Genomic DNA, 21,249 nt, shown 5'->3' on the forward strand with positions numbered 1-21,249 from the left:
GTTGTTCTTGACGTTATTGAAACATAAAACCCAGTAAACGCATCGACAATTGTTAAGTGCTATTTTTGATAGAAAAGAAAACATGGGCTACCGTCATGCTTATGTGAACAAAATTAACTGTAATAATATATATTAAAGTTGTCTATTTGGTGGAAAAAGATGTTTAAAGAAAAAAATGTTTTAGTAATGGTTTCTGGTAGTGTTGCCGCATATAAATCTGCAACATTGGTACGCTTATTGATAAAATCTGGTGCTCAGGTTCGAGTTGGCATGACAACTGCAGCACAAGAGTTTATTACAAGTAAAACCTTATCAATTCTGTCAGGAAATGATGTTTTAACAGATTTATTTGTTGGCCATACGTCAGATGTTGTTCATATCGATTGGGCAAAGTGGGCTGATATCATTTTTGTTGTACCGGCTACAGCTAATATTATTGGTAAACTGGCACAAGGAATAGCAGATGACGCTGTAACGACAACTATTATGGCATCAATTGCTGATAAAATAATTGCCCCAGCGATGAACGATAATATGCTGACAAATCCAGCAGTTGTGCGTAATATAGAGACATTAAAAAAAGATGGCTGGTTCGTAATTGAGCCAGCTGTTGGTTTTTTAGCTGAAGGCTATTCAGCGCAAGGCCGCTTACCTGAACCAGTTGATATTTTACAGCAGTCTGCTGTGAGATTGCGCGCAAAAAATGGCCTCTTAATAGGAAAAAAGATTATTATCACGGCTGGTGGGACACATGAAGCGCTAGATCCAGTACGTTATCTAACTAATCGATCCAGTGGTAAGATGGGTTACGCTTTAGCTCGTGCTGCTGCTGAGATGGGAGCAGATGTTATTTTAATTACAACAATAGCACGTGAAGATATATTTGGGGTAAAAAAAATATTTGTCAACTCGGCGCAAGAGATGTTTGATGCATCCATACAGGCATTTGCAACGGCTGACATTTTTATTAGTGCTGCCGCAGTTTCTGATTTTAAACCTGCAGAAAAAGCGATTCATAAAATTAAAAAGCAAGCCAATGGTGGTTTAACACTAAGACTGGTGCAAAATCCAGATATTTTACGAACTATCGGTCAATCTAAAAAGAATCATCAAATTGTGATCGGATTTGCTGCTGAAACGCAAGAAATATTAGCACATGGACAAGATAAATTAATCAAAAAAAATGCAGATATGTTAATTATTAATGATGTTAGTCGATCAGACACTGGCTTTTCATCGGATGACAATGCGGTCACAATTTTGATACCAGGACGCTTACCAGAAACATTATCGAAAGCATCTAAAATAGATATTGCGAGAGCCATTATGACACAAGTGATAACATTGAAATGAACGGCTATTTGTGATAAAATATGGTGTTACATATTGATTACAGGAGGAAAGATATTGACAGTAGGATAATTAGTTATGATGTCAGAAACTAATTATGATAAAGTTTATAATATCTTAATATGCTAAAATAATGACAGATGAAGAAGAAAGCAAGGCTTCAAAGTATAATATTGGTGACATTTTGCTTGCCCCAGCCTATGGTAATTTAGAAAAGCCATTTACTGGACAAGTTGAAAAGATATATGAGAATGCGCTTTTAGTTGAAATTACTGAAAATGATCCATCAGATCAACCGACAGTGAATGAAATGAATCACCGAGCAATCGTTCGAATGGACGAGATCGAGGTAATTAAGCATGCACCAGTTCCGGCAGCAGAAAAAATTGATGGCGACATCGAAGAGTAAATAGTTTCATATCATTTATATGTAGCGAATCTGAGAAGGTGAAAGTCAGATAATAAATGGAAACGGCGCGTACTTTGGATTTTGAATGATATATTGAGTGGCGAAAGCTATTAGAGTGGTACCGCGGGTAAAAACTCGTCTCTTGTCAAAAATAACAAGAGACGAGTTTTTTTATCCAGTTAATCAAAATAAGGTATAATAGTAACTAGTAAAAAAAGGAATGAATAATAATGGCAAATAATGAAATGGTTGTCGCTTCACTAGCAAAGGTGTTGACAGATTTTAAACCAGAAGAAATTTCAATGAAGTTAGAAACACCTAAATCATCGGAAATGGGTGATGTAGCATTTCCAACTTTCACTTTAGCAAAGGTTTTGCATCAGGCACCTCAGCAAATTGCAACTGACATCGTCGCTAAAATTAATCAAACAGGCTTTGAAAAAGTTGTTGCGATTGGTCCTTATGTTAATTTCTTTTTAGATAAACCAGTTACATCAGGTAAAATTTTACGTTTGATTCTTAAAGAACAATCGCATTTTGGCAGTAATACAGATGGCAATGGGAACAATGTTACGATCGACATGTCATCACCTAACATTGCTAAGCCAATGTCTATGGGACATCTAAGATCAACCGTTATCGGCAATGCATTAGCAAACATTACGGCCAAAAATGGATATGTTCCTGTTAAAATCAACCATTTAGGAGATTGGGGAACACAGTTTGGTAAGTTGATTTATGCTTATAAGACTTGGGGTTCAGAAACTGAAGTTAAAGCTGATCCAATTGCTACACTACTACGTTATTATGTTGAATTTCATGAGAAAGCTAAAAACGACGACACGTTGAATGATGCTGGCCGTGCTTGGTTTAAAAAGTTAGAAGATGGCGATTCAGAAGCACATCAGTTATGGCAATGGTTCCGTGCGGAATCGTTGAAAGAGTTTACAGCAATTTACGATCGCTTGGATATTACATTTGATTCTTTTAACGGCGAAGCTTTCTATAATGATAAGATGGCTAAAGTCGTTGATGTTTTAGAGGAAAAAGGTCTTTTGGTGTCCTCACAAGGCGCTAAAATTGTTGACTTATCAGCTATTAATTCTAGTTTGACACCAGCAATGATAAAGCGGTCAGATGGTGCTACATTGTATATGACACGTGATCTAGCAGCAGCTGTTTATCGCAAAGAAACGTACCATTTTTCAAAATCACTCTATGTGGTTGGTGGCGAGCAACGTGAGCATTTTGTACAAATGAAAGCAGTCTTATCATTAATGGGCTTTACATGGGCAGACGATGTTGAACATATTTCATTTGGATTAATTACATTTAATGGCAAAAAAATGTCGACACGTAAGGGTGATGTTGTGTTGCTAAAAGATGTCTTAGATGATGCACATGAGTTAGCATTGAAACAAATACAAGAAAAGAATCCGGCACTTGAGAATAAAAATATTGTGGCAGAACAAGTTGGTGCAGGTGCAGTTGTCTTTCACGATTTAATGAATGATAGAACAAACAATTTTGATTTTAATTTAGAGGAAGTTGTTCGTTTTGAGGGTGATACAGGACCTTATGTACAGTATACTAATGCTCGTGCAAAATCAATCTTGCGGAAATCTGGTGTCACAATTGTTGATCAGAATTTAGACTTGGATGATGTGGCAACATGGGATATTGTGACAATTCTTAATAGTTTTCCAGAAACGGTGCAACGTGCATGGCAACAACGTGAGGCAAGTATCGTTGCAAAGTATGCTTTAAATTTGTCACGATCATTTAATAGATATTATGCTAATTCAAAAATTTTAACAAATGATCAGCAACTAAATGCACGTTTAGCGTTAGTGCAATCAGTGTCGATTGTACTATCAGAAAGTTTACGTTTGTTAGGTGTGAAGTCACCAGAGGAAATGTAACTGTTATCTAACACGTTCTCAATTAGGAGAAATTATATGATTTCAAAACAACAACGACAAGAACTTATTCTTGATATCATTCAAAATCAGCCAATCACTAGTCAAGAAGAGTTACTGAGTGAACTTTTAAAACATCGTGTTGAAACAACACAAACAACGGTTTCAAGGGATATTCGTGCATTAGGCATCGTCAGAATTAAGGATATTAATAATGATTTACGTTATCAACAATTGCAAGATCAGGGTGAGACACCTGACCTCGTCGTAACAGAAAATGCGATAGATGCTGCTATTATCGAATATGCTGTTTTTGTCAAGCGTGTTCAGTTTATGACAATTATAAGGACAACAGATTCAAGTGGGAATGCCGTTGCTGGCATAATTGACGATGCAAACTTGCCGCAAGTCATTGCAACGTTAGCTGGATTTGACACAATTTATGTGACAAGTCCAGATGAAGTAAGTGCAGAAGCGTTAACTAAACGTTGGTCGGCATTGATAGGATAATCTATGAGTTGGTTGAAGCATATTATAAAAAAAATAAACGAGAAATTTTCCCCATTCGCTAAACGTTGGCAATTTGGACGTTTTCTTATCATAGTTTTTTTATCATTTTTTTTGATTATGAGTATGTACTTGGTTACTTTAGCGAAAACAGCGCATGTTAAAAATTTACAGGCAACGTTAGCACAAACAACAACGGTCTATGATGATTCAGGTGCAAAAGCCGGGGAACTGTATTCGCAAAAGGGAACTTATGTCAAGTATAGTCGTATATCTCAAAATATGCGTGATGCGGTTATATCAAGTGAGGATCGAAATTTTTACCATGAGTATGGTTTTTCTGTGAAAGGAATCGCTCGTTCAGCGGTACTTAATATTAAGAATAAGCTCTTAGGTTCATCTACTATCGCTGGTGGCGGATCTACTTTGACACAACAACTTGTTAAAAATGCTTACTTGACGCAAGAGCAGACAATAACACGTAAGGCTAAAGAAATTTTCTTATCGATGCAAGTTGAACAAGATTATACAAAAAATCAAATATTAACGATGTACCTGAATAACGCTTGGTTTGGCAATGGTGTTTGGGGTGTTGAAGATGCGTCTCAAAAGTATTTCGGTGTTCATGCTAGCGAGTTAACAACATCGCAAGCAGCAACTTTGACTGGCATGTTACCAAGCCCAGCGCTATATAATCCAATTGATCATCCACAAGCAGCAACTAAACGTCGTAATGTTGTTTTAAGTACAATGGTAGCAACAAAACGCTTGTCAGCATCACAATTAAAACAATCACAAGCAGCACCCATGATTTTGAATGATACGTATAATAGTTCAAATAAATATCAGTATCCGTGGTTTTTTGATTCAGTTATCAGCGAAGCTATTAAAACATATGGTTTAACTGAAAGTGATGTTATGAATCGTGGCTATAAAATTTATACAACATTAAATCAACAAGATCAAACAAATTTACAACAAAATTTTAATAATAGTGCTATGTTTAATTACAATACGGATGCGCAAGCAGCAAGTGTTGTGCTAAATGCGAAAACAGGTGGCGTTCGTGCACTTGTGGGTGGTCGTGAAGAAGAGCACACATTCCGAGGATTTAATTATGCAACGCAATCAAAATTATCACCAGGTTCATCAATTAAGCCAATTGCTGTGTATGCACCTGCCTTAGAAAAGGGTTATAGTATCGACACAAGCTTACCGAATACGACACGCACGTTTGGTACAAATGGTTGGGAAGTTCATAATGCATTGAATGTACAAACAGATGATGTACCTATGTACGAAGCTTTAGAGCACTCTTACAATGTGCCAGCGGTTTACTTATTAAATAAAATTGGTGTGAATGCAGGCTATGCAAGTGCACGCAAATTCGGTTTACCATTATCAGATAAAGATAAAAATCTTGCGTTGTCTCTAGGTGGCTTAACAGTTGGTGTTTCTCCTATGCAAATGGCACAAGCCTACACTGCTTTTGCCAACGATGGTGTTATGAGTGATGCACACTTTATTACAAAAATTGTTGATGCAACTGGCAAGGTGATTGTGAACCATCCTAAAGCTAAGCAAAAGCGTGTCATTAGTTCGCGCGTTGCAGATAATATGACACGTATGATGCTTGGCACTTATACTAATGGGACTGGTTTAGGGGCAGCACCGGCAGGTTTTACTATTGCTGGTAAAACAGGTACAACCGAAAATCCCAATGATACGGAAAATAGTCAATCATCGAAAGATTCTTGGGCGATGGCGTATACAAAGGATGTTGTCGAAGCTACTTGGATGGGGTTAGATGATAAAAGTAAAAATAATAGTTTGCCCCTTGGATTAACAGCAACTATGGGGCCTTTGGTAAAAACTTCATTAGAGGAAATTTTGCCAAATACACCAGGAACAAACTTTACTGTAACAAATCCAAATAGTGGTACCGACAGTAATAGTAAGGCATTTAAGTGGTCAGATATTGGTTCTGATTTCTCAAAGGGAGTTGATAATGCTGTAGAAGGGGCCAATAAAACTTGGCAAACTATTAAGGGATTATTTGGCAATTAAGAATTATTGATTGATTTAGTAATGATAGTGTATACAGTTTATTGAAAGCAAAAAGGAAAAGAAAAATGACAGTTAATATTTATGATAATGCCAATGAAATGGCAAATGTATTGAAGCAAACACAAGAATATACAGCATGGCAAAAAGCTTTTGATGACATTCAAAATAATGAAGAAGCTAAGAACTTGTTTGGTAAGTTTCAAGAGGTACAAGTTGCCGTGCAAAAAATGATGCAAGTCCAACAACAACCAAATCCAGAACAAGAAAAAGAATGGGATATTATTGCAGCTGAAGTGCAAAAAAACGAACTAATTACAGCACTTTTAACAGCTGAACAGGCATTAAATAAATTATTAACGGAACTTAATGATATTATTACAAAACCTGTTGCTGATGCTTACGCACAACTACGAAAGTAAGTGTGAAAACAATCTGTTTAGTTGTTTTTGTACATAAAAAGAGAGAAATACTATGCAAAATAAATTTGTTCAGTTTCTAAAAGAGTGGGTTGTACCAATCTTGGTCGCCGTTGTTGTGGTTGCCTTGATTCGAACTTTCTTATTCAGCTTTGTAAGGGTAAATGGGCCGTCAATGACGCCTAACTTGCAAAACGGTGAATTGGTTTTGTTAAGTAAAGTTTCTAAATATAAACGTGGTGATGTTGTGGTGTTTGATGCACGTCAAGAAGATCCAAGAATTAGATCTGGAGAAAAAGATTATGTCAAACGGATCATTGGCTTACCAGGAGATACGGTTTCATATCAAAATTCTAATTTATACGTGAATAACAAACGTGTTAATCAAAATTACATTGGTATCAATGAGCAAACACAAGGCACTGAAATGTCATTTGGCAGTACATGGTCATTGAAAACATTATCATCTACTGATCAATGGCAAGAAAAAGATCGTAACCATAGTAGGGTGCCCGCAGGTGAGTACTTTGTCATGGGTGATCATCGGTCAGTATCTAATGATGGTCGTTATTTTGGATTTATTGATAAGCAACATATTAAAGGAAAAGTCTATGTACCTTTCTGGAATTCAAATAAAACAGCTAAGCAAAATGTTAATGGTCAGAATAAACTTTTTTTTGCAAATTGAATTTGCTTAGTTGTAAAAAAAATGATAATATATGAGAAACAATAAAAACCTTTAATTAAGTCCAGAGAGACTTACAAGGCTTTTAGATACTTGGGTCAAAGTCCATTCTTTGACCGTAATTTTCTAGAACCGCGTGAGTCAAAAGGCTTATGCGGTTTTTTGTATAAAAAGGAGTATTATGCGACATTTTTTGAATATAAATTCAGTAAATGAATCTGATGTGCTAAAATTAATTCAACGGGCCTTAGCATTCAAGTCAGGTGTGCAGCCCGATCAGACCAATTTGACGGTAAGTAATTTGTTTTTTGAAAATTCTACACGTACGCATAGCAGTTTTCAGATGGCAGAAAATAAGTTAGGTTTTCAACAAATTAGAATTGAGCCGCAAAGCAGTTCAATGTCAAAAGGTGAAAGTTTAGTCGACACGTTGAAAACACTAAAAGCTATTGGTGTTGATGTTGCTGTTATTAGGCATAATGTTACGAGTTGGTATGAAAGTGTTCTGAGTGCAGAAGGACATGCTATACCACAGCTTGTGAATGCTGGGGACGGCAGTGGGCAGCATCCTTCTCAGAGTTTGCTAGATTTGGTGACAATTTACGAACAATTTGGTCATTTTACTGGTTTAAATATTCGAATTGTTGGTGATTTAATGCATTCTCGTGTGGCACGTTCAAATGCGGAAATTTTGAAAAGATTAGGCGCTAACATGACATTTTCTGGACCAGAAAATTGGCTACCAAAAGATTTTAGTCAATTTGGTGAGTTTGTGGCTATTGATAAAGAATGGGAACAGCTTGATGTTGTGATGTTTCTGCGTGTGCAACATGAGCGTATCACACAGACTGAAAATCAAATTTTTTTAACCAAACAATATCATGCTAAATTTGGACTGAATAAATTACGGTATGAACAGCTTAAAGCGCAGGCAATTATCATGCATCCAGCACCAGTTAATCGTGACGTGGAAATTGCCGATGAATTTGTTGAAGCACCAAAGTCACGTATTTTTGAACAAATGACGAATGGGGTGTTTGCAAGGATGGCAATACTAGAATATACAATGGAGACAAATCATGCAACTTATTAAGAATGCTAAAATTTTAGAAGATAGTCATTTAGTTACACGAGATGTGTTGATTGATGGTAAAAAAATTGTTAAAGTATCAGAAAATAATAATTTAAAGGTTGACACGTTTGATGCTAAAGGTGCGTTTCTATCCAGTGGATTAGTCGATGTACATGTTCATTTTCGGGAACCAGGTTTTGATTATAAGGAAACGATTGCGACTGGTTCTCAAGCGGCTGCGCGCGGCGGTTTTACAACAGTTATTGCGATGCCTAACCTTAACCCTGTGCCAGAAACTGCCGAACGTATCGCTGCACAGATTAAATTAAATGAAACAAATGGGACAGTTCATGTTAAACAATATGGGGCTGTTTCAGCCGATTTGATAGCATCTAAAATATCAGATATTTCAGGAATGTCTGCTGCTGGAGCTGTTGCATTTAGTAACGATGGCAAAGGCGTGCAAACCGCTGATACCATGCTACAAGCTATGGTAGCTGCTGCAAAAGCTGATAAACCATTAGTAGCACATTTAGAAGATGATTCCTTATTACATGGTGGGGTTATGAACGCTGGAAAACAATCTAAAAAATTAGAAATCCCAGGAATTACTGGTTTAGCGGAAAGCTCACAATTAGCGCGTGATTTGATGTTAGCTAAAGCAACAGGCGTGCACTATCATGTTGCGCACATCTCAACAAAAGAATCTGTTGCATTAGTTCGAATTGCAAAATTGCAAGGCGTAAATGTTACAGCTGAGGTTTCACCACATCATCTTTTGCTCTCTGATACGGACATCAAAGGTGATAATGCGTTATTCAAAATGAATCCACCTTTACGCTCACAAGCAGATCGACAAGCCGTATTAGCGGGATTATTAGATGGCACAATTGATATGATTGCAACAGATCACGCACCACATGGTACGGCCGAAAAAAATAAACCATTTCGAGAAGCACCATTTGGGATTACAGGAATTGAAACGAGTTTTCAATTGCTGTATACACATTTAGTTAGATCAGGCGTCATGACGCTAGAAACCCTTTTGCAACGTATGATCAGTGCACCAATAGCTTCTTTCAAACTTGAGGCGCCAACTGAGATTAAACCTGGTGAAACAGCTGACTTAGCTTTGTTTGATTTAGAGCATCAGAAAACTATTTCAGTAGATAAGTTTAAATCAAAAGGTAAGAACACACCATTTATTGGCTGGCAAGTTTACGGAAACACACTTGCTACCTGGGTTGACGGGCAGTTAGTTTATCAATCATTGTAAACGACGAAAACACGATAACGAGGATAATAAGACATGAAAAAACGCTATATAGTACTTGAAAATGGCTCAGTATATGAAGGTGAGTCCTTCGGATCTGATGCCAATGTGATGGCAGAATTGGTCTTCAATACTGGCATGTCAGGTTATCAAGAATCAATAACTGATTTGTCATATCGTGGTGAAATGATTGTTTTTACCTATCCTTTAATTGGTAATTATGGTATTAATCGTGATGATTTTGAAAGTTTACGACCGGCAGCTTCAGCAATTGTTGTCCATGAAATCGCACGTCGGCCAAGCAATTGGCGTCAAATGATGAGCTTAGAAGAGTGGGCGGAACGGATGAACATGCCTGGTATCACTGGTATTGATACACGTGCATTAACACGGGAATTGCGTGATAACGGTGTCATGAAAGCTGCATTAGTCAATGAAGTAACCGACGACATTTTTTCAGAGATTAAAAAATTTGTCCCTTCAAAAAAGATGGTTGCTGATGCGACAACAAAGACACAATATCAAAATCCAACAGACGGTGTGTCAATTGCTTTGATTGATTTTGGATTAAAAAATTCAATATTACGCTCTTTAGCTAAAAGGGGGGTCAATGTCATGGTGTTTCCAGCAGATGTTGATGCAGAGACTATTTTAGCCGCTAATCCTGATGGCATATTATTATCAAATGGTCCAGGCAATCCACAGGACGTTGCTTACGCGATTCCCACAATACAAACACTGCAAGAACAGTTACCATTGATGGGTATTTGCTTAGGCCATCAATTGTTTGCAATAGCTAATGGCGCTGAAACTTATAAATTAAAATTTGGACACCGTGGTTTTAATCACGCGGTTCGTAATTTGTCAAAAGAGCGGCTAGACTTTACTTCTCAAAATCACGGCTATGCTGTCAATCGAGACAGCTTATCAAAAACAGAACTGGTTGTGACACATGAAGAAATTAATGATCACACAGTAGAGGGTATCAGATTGAAAAATCATCACGCTTTCTCTGTTCAATTTCATCCAGATGCAGCACCAGGTCCACATGATGCTGAATATTTATTTGATGACTTTTTGAACATGATTGAAAACGCAAAGAAGGAGACAACACAAAATGCCTAAACGCACTGACATCAAAAAAATATTGGTGATTGGCTCTGGACCAATTGTTATTGGTCAAGCAGCAGAATTTGATTATTCTGGCACGCAAGCTGCACTAAGTTTAAAAGAAGAAGGCTATTACGTCATTTTAGTTAACTCTAATCCTGCAACAATTATGACGGACGCAGAAATTGCAGATAAAGTTTATATTGAACCATTATCAATTGATTTTATTGAGCGTATTTTGCGTAAAGAACGGCCTGATGCCATTTTACCAACATTAGGTGGTCAGACTGGTTTAAACATGGCTAAGGATTTGTCTGAAGCTGGCATATTAGATGATTTGAATATTGAGTTGTTAGGCACAAAACTATCTGCCATTGAAGAAGCTGAGGATCGTGAAGAATTCAAAGCACTCATGGAACGTTTGAATGAACCTATTCCTGAGTCAACAATTGCAACGACACTAGAGGAAGCACTCGAATTCGCTGATACACACAGTTATCCCGTTATTGTACGTCCAGCGTACACATTGGGTGGCACAGGTGGTGGTATTGCTGAAACGCATGAAGAATTAACTGAAATTGCGGCGAATGGTTTAGAATTATCACCAGTCACACAAGTCTTGATTGAACGATCAATTGCTGGCTATAAAGAAATTGAATTTGAAGTCATGCGTGATGCACATGATAATGCGTTAGTTGTTGCATCAATGGAAAATTTTGATCCAGTTGGTATACATACGGGTGATTCGATTGTTACAGCACCGGTACAAACATTATCAGATCGTGAAGTTCAAATGATGCGTGATGCTGCATTGAAAATTATTCGTGCTTTGAAAATTGAGGGTGGTGTCAATATTCAAATGGCACTCGATCCAAATTCATACAAGTATTATATTATTGAAGTCAATCCACGTGTATCGCGTTCATCAGCGCTGGCTTCTAAAGCCACAGGATATCCTATTGCTAAAATGGCAGCCAAAATTGCTGTTGGTTTGAATTTAGATGAAATTATTAACCCTGTTACTGGCACAACAAAAGCAGAATTTGAGCCGGCATTGGACTATGTTGTATTTAAAATTCCACGTTGGCCATTTGATAAATTTGCATCGGCTGATCGTAGTCTAGGGACGCAAATGAAAGCAACAGGGGAAGTTATGGCAATTGGCCGTAACATGGAAGAGGCGTTATTGAAGGCTGTACGTTCATTAGAAATTGACGCAATAGGGTTAGATGATATCACATTTGATGACCTATCAGACGAAGACTTATTGGCATCATTAATGCCTGCTCGCGATGATCGTTTATTTATGATTGCTGACTTATTACGACGCGGCGTGACAATTGAGGCTATTCACGACAAGACCTTAATTGATGAATTCTTTTTGGACAAAGTTCTTCATATTATTGAAATTGAACGTGATCTAGCACATAGTATTGGTGATCTTGATCAGCTCGCATATGCTAAGAAAAACGGTTTTGCTGACGCAACTATCGCAAATATTTGGCATAAAACAACAGTTGAGGTTCGTCAATTAAGAACACAAGCAAGTATTTTACCTGTTTATAAAATGGTTGATACTGTGGCGGCTGAATTTGAGTCGCAAACACCGTATTACTATGCGACATATGAGCGCGAAAATGAATCAATTAAAACGCATAAAAAATCTGTCATTGTACTGGGTTCAGGTCCAATACGTATTGGACAAGGCGTGGAGTTTGATTATGCGACTGTTCATGCAGTAAAAGCCATTCAACGCGCAGGTTACGAAGCGATTATTATGAACTCTAATCCTGAAACTGTGTCAACTGATTTTTCTATTTCTGACAAATTGTATTTTGAGCCGCTAACATTAGAAGATGTGTTAAATGTGATTGATTTAGAAAATCCGATTGGTGTTGTTGTGCAGTTCGGGGGTCAAACAGCTATTAATTTAGCACAACCTTTGACAGAAAATGGCGTGCACATTTTAGGCACAACAGTTGAAGATTTGAACCGTGCTGAAGACCGTGAAGCTTTTGATCAAGTCATAAAACAATTAAAACTACCACAACCCATAGGGAAAACAGCTACAACAGTTCCTGGTGCTTTGGCAGCGGCACAAGAAATAGGCTATCCAGTTTTGATTCGGCCATCGTATGTCCTTGGTGGACGTGCAATGGAAATTGTGACTTCAGATGAAGAATTAAATGACTATATGCAACGTGCAGTTAAGGTGTCAAATGATCATCCTGTTTTGATTGATTCATATTTGGTTGGTCAAGAAGCCGAGGTCGATGTGCTATCAGATGGTGAAACGGTTGTTATTCCCGGTATAATGGAGCATATTGAACGTGCAGGTGTACACTCTGGTGATTCTATGTCTGTCTATCCACCGCAATATTTATCACAAAAAGTTCAAGATGAAATGACGCAAGCCGCTATCAATTTAGCACAAGCCATGAATACGATTGGCTTAATGAATGTGCAGTTCGTCATTCATGAGAATACAGCTTATGTCATTGAAGTTAATCCACGAGCATCGAGAACTGTACCATTTATTTCGAAAGTGACACATATCCCGTTAGCACAATTGGCAACACGTGTCATGCTGGGGGAAAAATTAGCTGACATGGGATTTGAAACTGGACTAGTACCAGCAGATGACATGGTTCACGTTAAAGCACCTATTTTTTCATTTACCAAGTTACCAGATGTCGATTCATTACTTGGGCCTGAAATGAAATCTACAGGCGAAGTGATGGGCTCTGATACGACTTTACCAAAAGCGCTTTATAAAGCCTTTGTAGCCTCAAACATTAAAGTACCGCAATATGGTAATGTTCTCTTTACAGTCGCTGATGATGACAAAGAAGAAGCACTAATTTTGGCTAAACGATTCAATAATTTAGGATTTGCTTTGTTTGCAACATCAGGGACTGGTGCATATCTTGAAGTCAATGATATGCCAATTGAAATTTTAGATAAAATTTCGGAATCTAACAATAATTCAGTAGAAGCACTGAAATCACAAAAGTTACAAGTTGTCATTAACACAACTCAAGCTGATGATCGGGCAGAATCCGATGGTCGCCTTATCCGTAATGCGGCAATTGAAAATGCTGTACCATTGTTTACAGCATTGGACACAGTTAACGCTTTCCTCGATGTTTTGGAAAGTCGTAGTTTTACAGTCAATGAAATGAAGTAGTGATTAATGGATAGAATAACTAATAAAATTGTCCAGTGAGACAAATTAGGAGAAAAAATGATAGCAAATAATCGTCTGGCGGTTAACCTACCGGGATTAAATATGAAAAATCCTGTGATGAACTCATCTGGTTCTGTATATTTTGGCATAGAAGATAAAGGATTTGGGATTGAAAAAACAGGGGCACTAGTCACTAAAACTGTTACTATGACACCACGTGCTGGTAATCCGCAACCTTGGATTATTGAAACGCCAAGTGGTATTTTGAACTCAGTTGGGTTAGCTAATCCAGGTATCGAAAAGGTAATATCAGATATATTGCCAGCTATTCATAAAAAATATTGTGATGACATGCCGGTGATGGTTTCAATTGCTGGTGAAACTGTACAAGAATATGTTGAGTTAGCACGTCGGTTAACACATTCAGGTTTTGTAACTGCAATTGAAGTCAACCTATCATGTCCTAATGTTGATCGCGGAGGTATGGCTTTTGGAGTTGATGCACAAACAGCATCTGAGGTCATTGCAGCGTTACGACAAGCTACTCATTTACCACTTTATGCTAAATTATCACCAAATGTGACAGATATTAAACCAATTGTAAAAGCACTTGAAACTGCTGGTGCAGATGGTATTGTCCTCATTAATACAGTTATGGGAATGAGTTTTGACTTGGCAAAACGTCAAGCACGCTTAGCACGGGGAATAGGAGGTATGTCTGGTAAATCGATTCATCCTATTGCTGTACGTTTTGTTTATGAAGCTGCTCAGACGGTTAATATTCCGATAATTGGTGTTGGTGGTATTGCTAGTGTGGCAGACGCGTTGGAATTAATGATGGCAGGAGCCAGTGCCATACAAGTTGGAGGTGCACTAACTCAGAAACCTGAAGCAATGTTAGAGATTATTGATGCGATGACTGAAGCGTTAGATAAGTATGAGTTTACTGATGTTCGAGCTGTGACCAACACCTTTAGAAAGTAAATATAGATTAATTTATTTAGAAAGGACTATCCTCTATCATGAAGCGACCGGTATTTATAGCATTAGATTTTCCTGATGCAAAAACAACAAGACTTTTCCTCAATGATTTTCTTAAAATAGCTGATAAACCTGCAATAAAAATCGGCATGGAATTATTTTTTGCTGAAGGACCAGAATTTGTCCGTGAACTGCACAGACAAGGTTTTACAATTTTCTTGGATTTGAAACTTTATGATATTCCAACAACAGTTGGTCATGCGGTTGCTAGTATTGCAAAACTAAATGTTCAATACCTGACAGTTCATGCTGCCGGTGGTACAAAAATGTTACGACAGGCTGTAGCAAACAAAGGTAAGGAGATGAAATTACTAGCGGTCACGCAATTAACTTCTTTTTCAGAAGCTGATATGCAGGCAACACAATTAACGTCTTCAAGCATGACGGAAAATGTTATTCATTTAGCTGAATTAGCATATCAATCAGGAATTGATGGGACAATTAGTGCGCCGTTGGAAGCAGGTTTCATTCAGAAAAAAACGAATGATTCGTTTCTACGTATAACACCGGGAATTCGATTAACTGGTGATTCAACTGATGATCAAAATCGCATTACAACACCTGAAAAAGCGCGTGAATTGGGTGCTACCGGCTTAGTTGTCGGTCGTTCCGTTACTAAATCCAATGATCCTGTGGCAGCCTACCAACGTGTATTATTAGAATGGAGCAATTAAATGTTGAATTATGCAGAACAAGTGGCAAATGATTTACTGACAATTGGTGCAGTAAAATTTTCCCCAGAAAAACCGTTTACTTGGGCATCAGGTATTAAAAGTCCTATTTATACGGATAATCGCATGACTATTGGTTACCCAAAAGTCCGTCAAAATATTTATGAAGGTTTAGCAGCATTAATTCAAGAATCATTTGGGGATGTTGAAATTATTGGTGGTGTTGCAACGGCTGGTATTCCTCATGCTGCATGGGTATCTGAGAAATTGAATAAGCCTATGATTTATGTACGATCGAAGCCAAAAGATCATGGGGCCGGCCGTCAAACAGAGGGAGCAGTTACTACTGGTAAAAAAGTTGTATTAATTGATGATTTAATTTCAACGGGAGGATCGGTATTAGCTGCCGTTGAAGCGATACGTAAAGAAGGTGCTAATGTTTTAGGTGTCGTATCAATTTTTTCATATGAATTATCTGAAGGACTGACTAATTTTACTAATGCAAAGTTAACTTTTAAATCATTAACAACATACTCTCAATTGGTCGCCACAGCTATTGAGCGTGGTGAATTAAACAAATCTCAATTGAAAACACTACAAAATTGGCAACAAAATCCTAACAAATGGCAATTATAAATGGACACTAAAAAATCTTTGGGGAAATGTCCCCAAAGATTTTTTGTTTTTAATAGATTGCATCACGATAGAGGCCGATAACTTTACCTAAAATAGAAACACTTTTAAGAATAATTGGTGCCATTGCGTCATTTTCAGGTTGTAAACGGAAATGGTCTGCTTCTCGGAAAAAACGTTTAACTGTTGCTTCGTTATCATCATTCATGGCTACCACAACGTCGCCATTATCAGCGTTATCTTGTTTACGGACAATGACCTTATCACCATCTAAGATACCAATATTGACCATAGAATTGCCACGAACATTTAGCATAAACATGTCACCATCAAATTGCATCAAATTGTCCGGAATTGGAAAAAATTCAGTGGCTTCTTCTTCAACAGCCAAGATAGGTGTACCAGCAGTAACAAGTCCTAGTACAGGGATACGACCAGGAGTAATAGATACACCCAATGCTTCTAAACCAGAATCAGTGACTTCAATGGCACGAGCACGTGGTTTTGAGGCATCCTTTAAAAGATAGCCTTTTTTCACTAGCCGCTCGATGTGACCGTGAATTGTTGAAGAAGAGGACAAACCGACAGCTTCACCAACCTCACGCACCGTAGGTGGATAGCCATTTGTTATTTGTGCTTCATGGATAAACCTCAGCACCTGTAGCTGTTTACTTTCTTGAATTTGAATTGTCATTTTTGGATTTCATTCCTTAATACTACTCGATTTAATATGTACTAATTATAACGAAAAGCTAAAGATAAATCAAACATTTGTTCGTTTTTTTAGGTTTTAATAACTTATTTACTAAAAACATTTATCATTTCTTTAAAAGTACGTCTAATTTCAAGGGAAATCTGTGGATAATATTGTTGAAAGTCAGAGGTTAGTATTGGCAGAAATTTTGACGTCATTATTTTGTACTTTATGCTATAATTAATCTTAGAAATTTATTAAGGGGAAGACTATGACTTTAAATATTGGACTCGTCATCTTGATTGCAGTTTTGACTTTAATTATTGGATTGGCGGCTGGATTCTTCTTAGCACGGAACTCAATGAAGAGTTATTTAGCAAAAAATCCACCAATTTCAGAAGAAATGATGAAGTCAATGATGATGTCAATGGGTCAAAAGCCATCACAAAAGAAATTAAATCAAATGATGGCTCAGATGAAGCAACAAAGCGAACAAGCGCAAAAAAAATAAGCCTTAATGGCTTATTTTTTTTCACGTTTAGGATCGACATAAACGAAGGTAGGATCTACCTCATGATCTAGCTGATCAAAAGCGTCTTGAATCATCTGTGTATATTTGGCAATGTTTTCTTTATTTAACCTGTCTTTACGGTCTATTATAATCGGTTCACCGAAATTAATGGTGGTATTGTTTCGCTTAAACAGCTGTCCAAAGGATACTGGTCCTTGGTATACAGCGGGAACAATCGCTTTTCCTGACATCTTTGCGATCAATAAAGAACCTGATTTTAATTCATCATTGTGTCTGGAACCAGAAGGAAACATGATAAGTGAACGATTGCCGTGCTTTAATTCGTTCACTGGTATTTTGATAACACTCGGGCCAACATTTTCTCTATCAACCGGGAATGCACCAGCAGATTTAATGAGCCAAGCAAGTGGTGGAAATTTAAAAAGTTCAATTTTAGCCATAAAAATAAAATGTTTTGGGTAGGCAGCAACTGCATACCAAACGGGATCCCACCATGTACGATGTGGTCCGACCAAAACATAGTTATCATCAGTAGGTATACGATTTCGATTCATATACTTGATTCGCCCATTTACTGTCCACATTAGGCCAATAGCTACACCGCGCAAAAAATCATAAAATTTCATTATTAGTCACCTCATAAACTACCTTAACTATTTTACACGATAAAGCGAGAAAAAAACAATGATTGAACCAATTCTTAATACAGGTGAGCGTATTGATGGCTTACCATCACAAAATATTCATATTATCCAAAATCCGGATATGTTTGCATACTCACTAGATGCAATTTTATTAGCACATTTTGCTGATGTTAAAGGAAAAGGGCGTGGATTGACCGTGGATCTGGGTGCTGGTACAGGTGCTGTTGGTTTATTCTATGCACCAAAAGTTGCGGGTCTGATTAAGTTAGTGGAAATTCAGCCAGAACTAGCCGAAATGGCCAAAAGAAGTATTGCAATGAATGGGTTACAGGATCGTGTTAGTGTCTTACAGTCAGATATGAAGGCTATATTTGATGATATTCAACCAGGTTCAGCAGAAACCGTTTTGTCGAATCCGCCATATTTCCCATTAAATAATACAACAAAAACAAATCAAGATGAACATTATGAATTGGCGCGTCACGAATTGACGATAGATTTGCCAGGATTAGCCCAAGTTGCCAATAAATTACTTAAAAATAATGGCAAATTTTATATGGTTCATCGACCAGAACGATTGGCTGATATCTTTTCAGCATTTTCAGCACGAAAACTAATGATTAAGCGCATACAATTTGTCTATGGTAAATCTGATCGAGAAGCGAATATGGTACTTATTGAGGCAATAAAAGCTGGACGTTTAGGCGGTGTTCGCATTATGCCACCAATTGTGGCTTATACACAAACAAATGAATATACAAATCAGGTACAAAATATTTTATATGGGCAATCATGGGTATGATAAAACCATATTACTTTTACGTCTTATATACGGCTGATGGTTATTTTTATGCTGGCTTTACCGATGACGTTCAACGCCGATTTAAGACACATCAAGTGCGTAAAGGGGCGAAGTTTACACGTGTCAAGTCAAGACATCCTTTACAATTAATTTATGATGCACAGTTTGATACAAAAAGTGACGCGCTACGAGCCGAAGCAAACTTTAAAAAACTGACCAGAAAAAACAAAGAGAAATTTTTGATAGCGCATCAGGTTAATGAAAAAATTTGGATCTAATAGCTTGCAATACTGTTAATTATTTCGTATAATAATAGCTGTTGTTATTAGCAACAAATACACACGGCAAACAAGTTCACATAGGTGCAGAAATGTCATTGTGAATGTCGAATTTGTCGGCGGAAAAACCTAGGAGACCATATCATGGCAGTTATTTCAATGAAAGAACTCCTCGAAGCAGGAGTACACTTTGGGCACCAAACACGTCGTTGGGACCCAAAAATGGATGAATACATCTTTACAGAACGTAATGGTATTCATATCATCGATTTACAAAAGACAGTTAAGCTTGTTGATGAAGCTTATAACTTTGTCCGTAATGCATCAACAGATGATGCCAACTTTTTGTTTGTTGGTACAAAGAAACAAGCATCAGATGCTATTGCTGAAGAAGCAACACGTGCTGGTCAATATTTCATCAACCATCGCTGGTTGGGTGGCACTTTGACTAACTGGAATACAATTAAGACACGTATCCAACGTTTGAAGGATTTGGAAGTTATGGCCGAAGACGGCACTTTCGAACAATTACCTAAAAAAGAAGTTGTTTTGCTAAACAAGCAACGTGAAAAGTTGGATAAGTTTTTGGGTGGTGTTAAAGATATGCCTGGTTTACCAGATGTATTGTTTGTTGTTGACCCTAAGAAGGAAGAAATAGCTGTTAAGGAAGCAAACATGTTAAACATTCCTGTTGTGGCTATGATTGACACAAATGCTAACCCTGAAGTTGTTGATGTTAAGATTCCTGCCAATGATGATGCTATTCGTGCAGTTCGTTTAATCACTGCTAAGATGGCTGATGCTATTATTGAAGGTCGTCAAGGACAAGATTCAGCGCCTGAAGATGCTTTTGTAGCTGGAAATGAAAACACAGAATCAATTGAAGAAATCACTAATATCGTTGAAGAAGGCAATAATTAATATTTGAATGACAAATGCCGTTCCTGCGGACCTGTTTGGGATGCGGATTGGCATTTTTATTTGTCCGAAACGTGTAAAAAGCATGTTATAATGAAAACATAAATATTTTTAGAGGAGCAATATAATGGCAATTACTGCTGCACAAGTAAAAGAATTACGTGATAAGACATCTGTTGGTATGATGGATGCAAAGAAGGCTTTGGTTGAAGCTGATGGTGACTTGGAAAAAGCAATTGACTTGCTTCGTGAAAAGGGTATGGCTAAGGCTGCTAAAAAAGGTGACCGCGTTGCTGCCGAAGGTATGACATACGTTGCTGTTGATGGCAATAAAGCAGCTATTATCGAATTGAACTCAGAAACTGATTTCGTTGCGGGAAACGCTGAATTTAATGACTTGTTAAAGGCTGTTGCAAATGCAATCGTTGAATTTACGCCTGCAGATGTTGAATCTGCATTGGCTTTGGAAGTAAAAGCTGGCCAAACTTTGAATGATATGATTGTTGGAACAACACAAATCACTGGTGAAAAGATTACTTTACGTCGTTTCTCAGTTGTTGAAAAATCAGAATCTGAAAATTTTGGTGCTTATTCGCATTTGGCAGGATCAATTTCGTCATTAGTTGTCGTTGAGGGTGCCTCAGAAGCAGCAGCAAAAGATATCGCGATGCATGTTGCAGCTATTGCACCACAATATGTTTCAGATGATGAAGTACCTACAGAAGTTGTTGAGCGAGAAAAAGCTGTGCAACTTGCATCTGAAGATTTAGCTGGTAAGCCTGACAATATCAAAGAAAAGATGGTCGAAGGACGTATTAAAAAGTTCTTGGCTGAAATTTCATTGTTGGATCAAGCGTTTGTTAAGAATGGTGACCAAACTGTTGCACAATTTATTGCATCACAAAATGGCTCGGTAAAATCATTTGTACGTTACCAAGTGGGTGATGGCATTGAAAAGAAAGTGACTGATTTGGCTGAAGAAGTTGCTAAACAATTAGGGTAATAAATATTAAAAGTGCGTTATATCATCATAACGTACTT

Annotated in this window: 21 protein-coding genes; 19 read left to right on the forward strand and 2 right to left on the reverse strand. The window is 37.5% G+C overall.

From position 1 onward, the window contains the following. Positions 1-159: 159 nt before the first annotated feature. The 14 genes from coaBC (at position 160) to pyrE (ending at position 16,343) form a co-directional block, all read left to right on the forward strand. Positions 160-1,353, forward strand: a complete 1,194-nt coding sequence (gene coaBC / locus LEGAS_RS04305; RefSeq protein WP_013231505.1) for a bifunctional phosphopantothenoylcysteine decarboxylase/phosphopantothenate--cysteine ligase CoaBC — start codon at positions 160-162, stop codon at positions 1,351-1,353. A 130-nt stretch (positions 1,354-1,483) separates the two neighbouring features. Beyond that, a complete protein-coding gene (locus LEGAS_RS04310) occupies positions 1,484-1,759 on the forward strand; it encodes a hypothetical protein (protein WP_010385615.1) in 276 nt (91 codons plus the stop codon). 230 nt (positions 1,760-1,989) lie between these two features. Next, positions 1,990-3,681: an arginine--tRNA ligase gene (gene argS / locus LEGAS_RS04315; protein WP_013231506.1), complete on the forward strand. Its 1,692-nt coding sequence runs from the start codon at positions 1,990-1,992 to the stop codon at positions 3,679-3,681. Positions 3,682-3,717: 36 nt separating this feature from the next. Then, a complete protein-coding gene (locus LEGAS_RS04320) occupies positions 3,718-4,188 on the forward strand; it encodes an arginine repressor (protein ID WP_010385613.1) in 471 nt (156 codons plus the stop codon). Between the two features lie 3 nt (positions 4,189-4,191). Further along, the gene (locus LEGAS_RS04325) at positions 4,192-6,252 is read left to right on the forward strand and encodes a PBP1A family penicillin-binding protein (protein WP_013231507.1); all 2,061 of its coding nucleotides are present in this window, start codon (positions 4,192-4,194) and stop codon (positions 6,250-6,252) included. Positions 6,253-6,317: 65 nt separating this feature from the next. Then, positions 6,318-6,671, forward strand: coding sequence for a YlbF family regulator (locus LEGAS_RS04330; RefSeq protein ID WP_013231508.1), 354 nt, complete (start codon positions 6,318-6,320; stop codon positions 6,669-6,671). A 52-nt stretch (positions 6,672-6,723) separates the two neighbouring features. Then, positions 6,724-7,356, forward strand: coding sequence for a signal peptidase I (gene lepB / locus LEGAS_RS04335; RefSeq protein WP_013231509.1), 633 nt, complete (start codon positions 6,724-6,726; stop codon positions 7,354-7,356). 178 nt (positions 7,357-7,534) lie between these two features. Continuing rightward, the gene (locus tag LEGAS_RS04340; RefSeq protein WP_013231510.1) at positions 7,535-8,446 is read left to right on the forward strand and encodes an aspartate carbamoyltransferase catalytic subunit; all 912 of its coding nucleotides are present in this window, start codon (positions 7,535-7,537) and stop codon (positions 8,444-8,446) included. Continuing rightward, complete coding sequence (locus LEGAS_RS04345; protein WP_013231511.1) at positions 8,433-9,701, forward strand: dihydroorotase; 1,269 nt, start codon at positions 8,433-8,435, stop codon at positions 9,699-9,701. The genes LEGAS_RS04340 and LEGAS_RS04345 overlap by 14 nt, the downstream gene beginning before the upstream one ends. A gap of 33 nt (positions 9,702-9,734) precedes the next feature. Beyond that, on the forward strand, positions 9,735-10,823 hold the full coding sequence (locus tag LEGAS_RS04350) for a carbamoyl phosphate synthase small subunit (RefSeq protein ID WP_010385600.1): 1,089 nt from the start codon (positions 9,735-9,737) through the stop codon (positions 10,821-10,823). Next, positions 10,816-13,995 (forward strand): carbamoyl-phosphate synthase large subunit, encoded by a 3,180-nt coding sequence (gene carB, locus LEGAS_RS04355; RefSeq protein ID WP_013231512.1) that lies wholly within the window; start codon positions 10,816-10,818, stop codon positions 13,993-13,995. Before LEGAS_RS04350 ends, carB begins: the two co-directional genes overlap by 8 nt. 57 nt (positions 13,996-14,052) lie before the next feature. Continuing rightward, the gene (locus tag LEGAS_RS04360; RefSeq protein WP_010384350.1) at positions 14,053-14,979 is read left to right on the forward strand and encodes a dihydroorotate dehydrogenase; all 927 of its coding nucleotides are present in this window, start codon (positions 14,053-14,055) and stop codon (positions 14,977-14,979) included. A 38-nt stretch (positions 14,980-15,017) separates the two neighbouring features. Beyond that, complete coding sequence (gene pyrF, locus LEGAS_RS04365) at positions 15,018-15,710, forward strand: orotidine-5'-phosphate decarboxylase (RefSeq protein WP_013231513.1); 693 nt, start codon at positions 15,018-15,020, stop codon at positions 15,708-15,710. Then, positions 15,711-16,343, forward strand: a complete 633-nt coding sequence (pyrE, locus tag LEGAS_RS04370; protein WP_010384343.1) for an orotate phosphoribosyltransferase — start codon at positions 15,711-15,713, stop codon at positions 16,341-16,343. A 49-nt stretch (positions 16,344-16,392) separates the two neighbouring features. Here pyrE and lexA read toward each other — a convergent pair whose 3' ends face one another. Then, positions 16,393-17,034 (reverse strand): transcriptional repressor LexA, encoded by a 642-nt coding sequence (gene lexA, locus LEGAS_RS04375; RefSeq protein ID WP_010388586.1) that lies wholly within the window; start codon positions 17,032-17,034, stop codon positions 16,393-16,395. 271 nt (positions 17,035-17,305) lie between these two features. Here lexA and LEGAS_RS04380 point away from each other — a divergent pair, with 271 nt between their 5' ends. Further along, the gene (locus LEGAS_RS04380; protein ID WP_013231514.1) at positions 17,306-17,545 is read left to right on the forward strand and encodes a YneF family protein; all 240 of its coding nucleotides are present in this window, start codon (positions 17,306-17,308) and stop codon (positions 17,543-17,545) included. An 11-nt stretch (positions 17,546-17,556) separates the two neighbouring features. Here LEGAS_RS04380 and LEGAS_RS04385 read toward each other — a convergent pair whose 3' ends face one another. Beyond that, positions 17,557-18,192, reverse strand: coding sequence for a lysophospholipid acyltransferase family protein (locus tag LEGAS_RS04385; RefSeq protein WP_010388584.1), 636 nt, complete (start codon positions 18,190-18,192; stop codon positions 17,557-17,559). A 58-nt stretch (positions 18,193-18,250) separates the two neighbouring features. Here LEGAS_RS04385 and LEGAS_RS04390 point away from each other — a divergent pair, with 58 nt between their 5' ends. The 4 genes from LEGAS_RS04390 (at position 18,251) to tsf (ending at position 21,211) form a co-directional block, all read left to right on the forward strand. Next, entirely contained in the window at positions 18,251-19,012 is a 762-nt protein-coding gene (locus tag LEGAS_RS04390) for a tRNA1(Val) (adenine(37)-N6)-methyltransferase (protein WP_010388582.1), read from the forward strand. Then, positions 19,009-19,290 carry a GIY-YIG nuclease family protein gene (locus tag LEGAS_RS04395; protein ID WP_013231515.1) on the forward strand — a complete coding sequence of 94 codons (282 nt, stop codon included), beginning with the start codon at positions 19,009-19,011 and terminating at the stop codon, positions 19,288-19,290. Before LEGAS_RS04390 ends, LEGAS_RS04395 begins: the two co-directional genes overlap by 4 nt. A 144-nt stretch (positions 19,291-19,434) precedes the next feature. Further along, on the forward strand, positions 19,435-20,211 hold the full coding sequence (gene rpsB / locus LEGAS_RS04400) for a 30S ribosomal protein S2 (RefSeq protein ID WP_010016607.1): 777 nt from the start codon (positions 19,435-19,437) through the stop codon (positions 20,209-20,211). A 124-nt stretch (positions 20,212-20,335) separates the two neighbouring features. Beyond that, the gene (tsf, locus tag LEGAS_RS04405) at positions 20,336-21,211 is read left to right on the forward strand and encodes a translation elongation factor Ts (protein ID WP_010388578.1); all 876 of its coding nucleotides are present in this window, start codon (positions 20,336-20,338) and stop codon (positions 21,209-21,211) included. Positions 21,212-21,249 lie beyond the last annotated feature (38 nt).

Source organism: Leuconostoc gasicomitatum LMG 18811 (genome assembly GCF_000196855.1).
GTDB classification, from domain to species: Bacteria; Bacillota; Bacilli; order Lactobacillales; family Lactobacillaceae; genus Leuconostoc; species Leuconostoc gasicomitatum.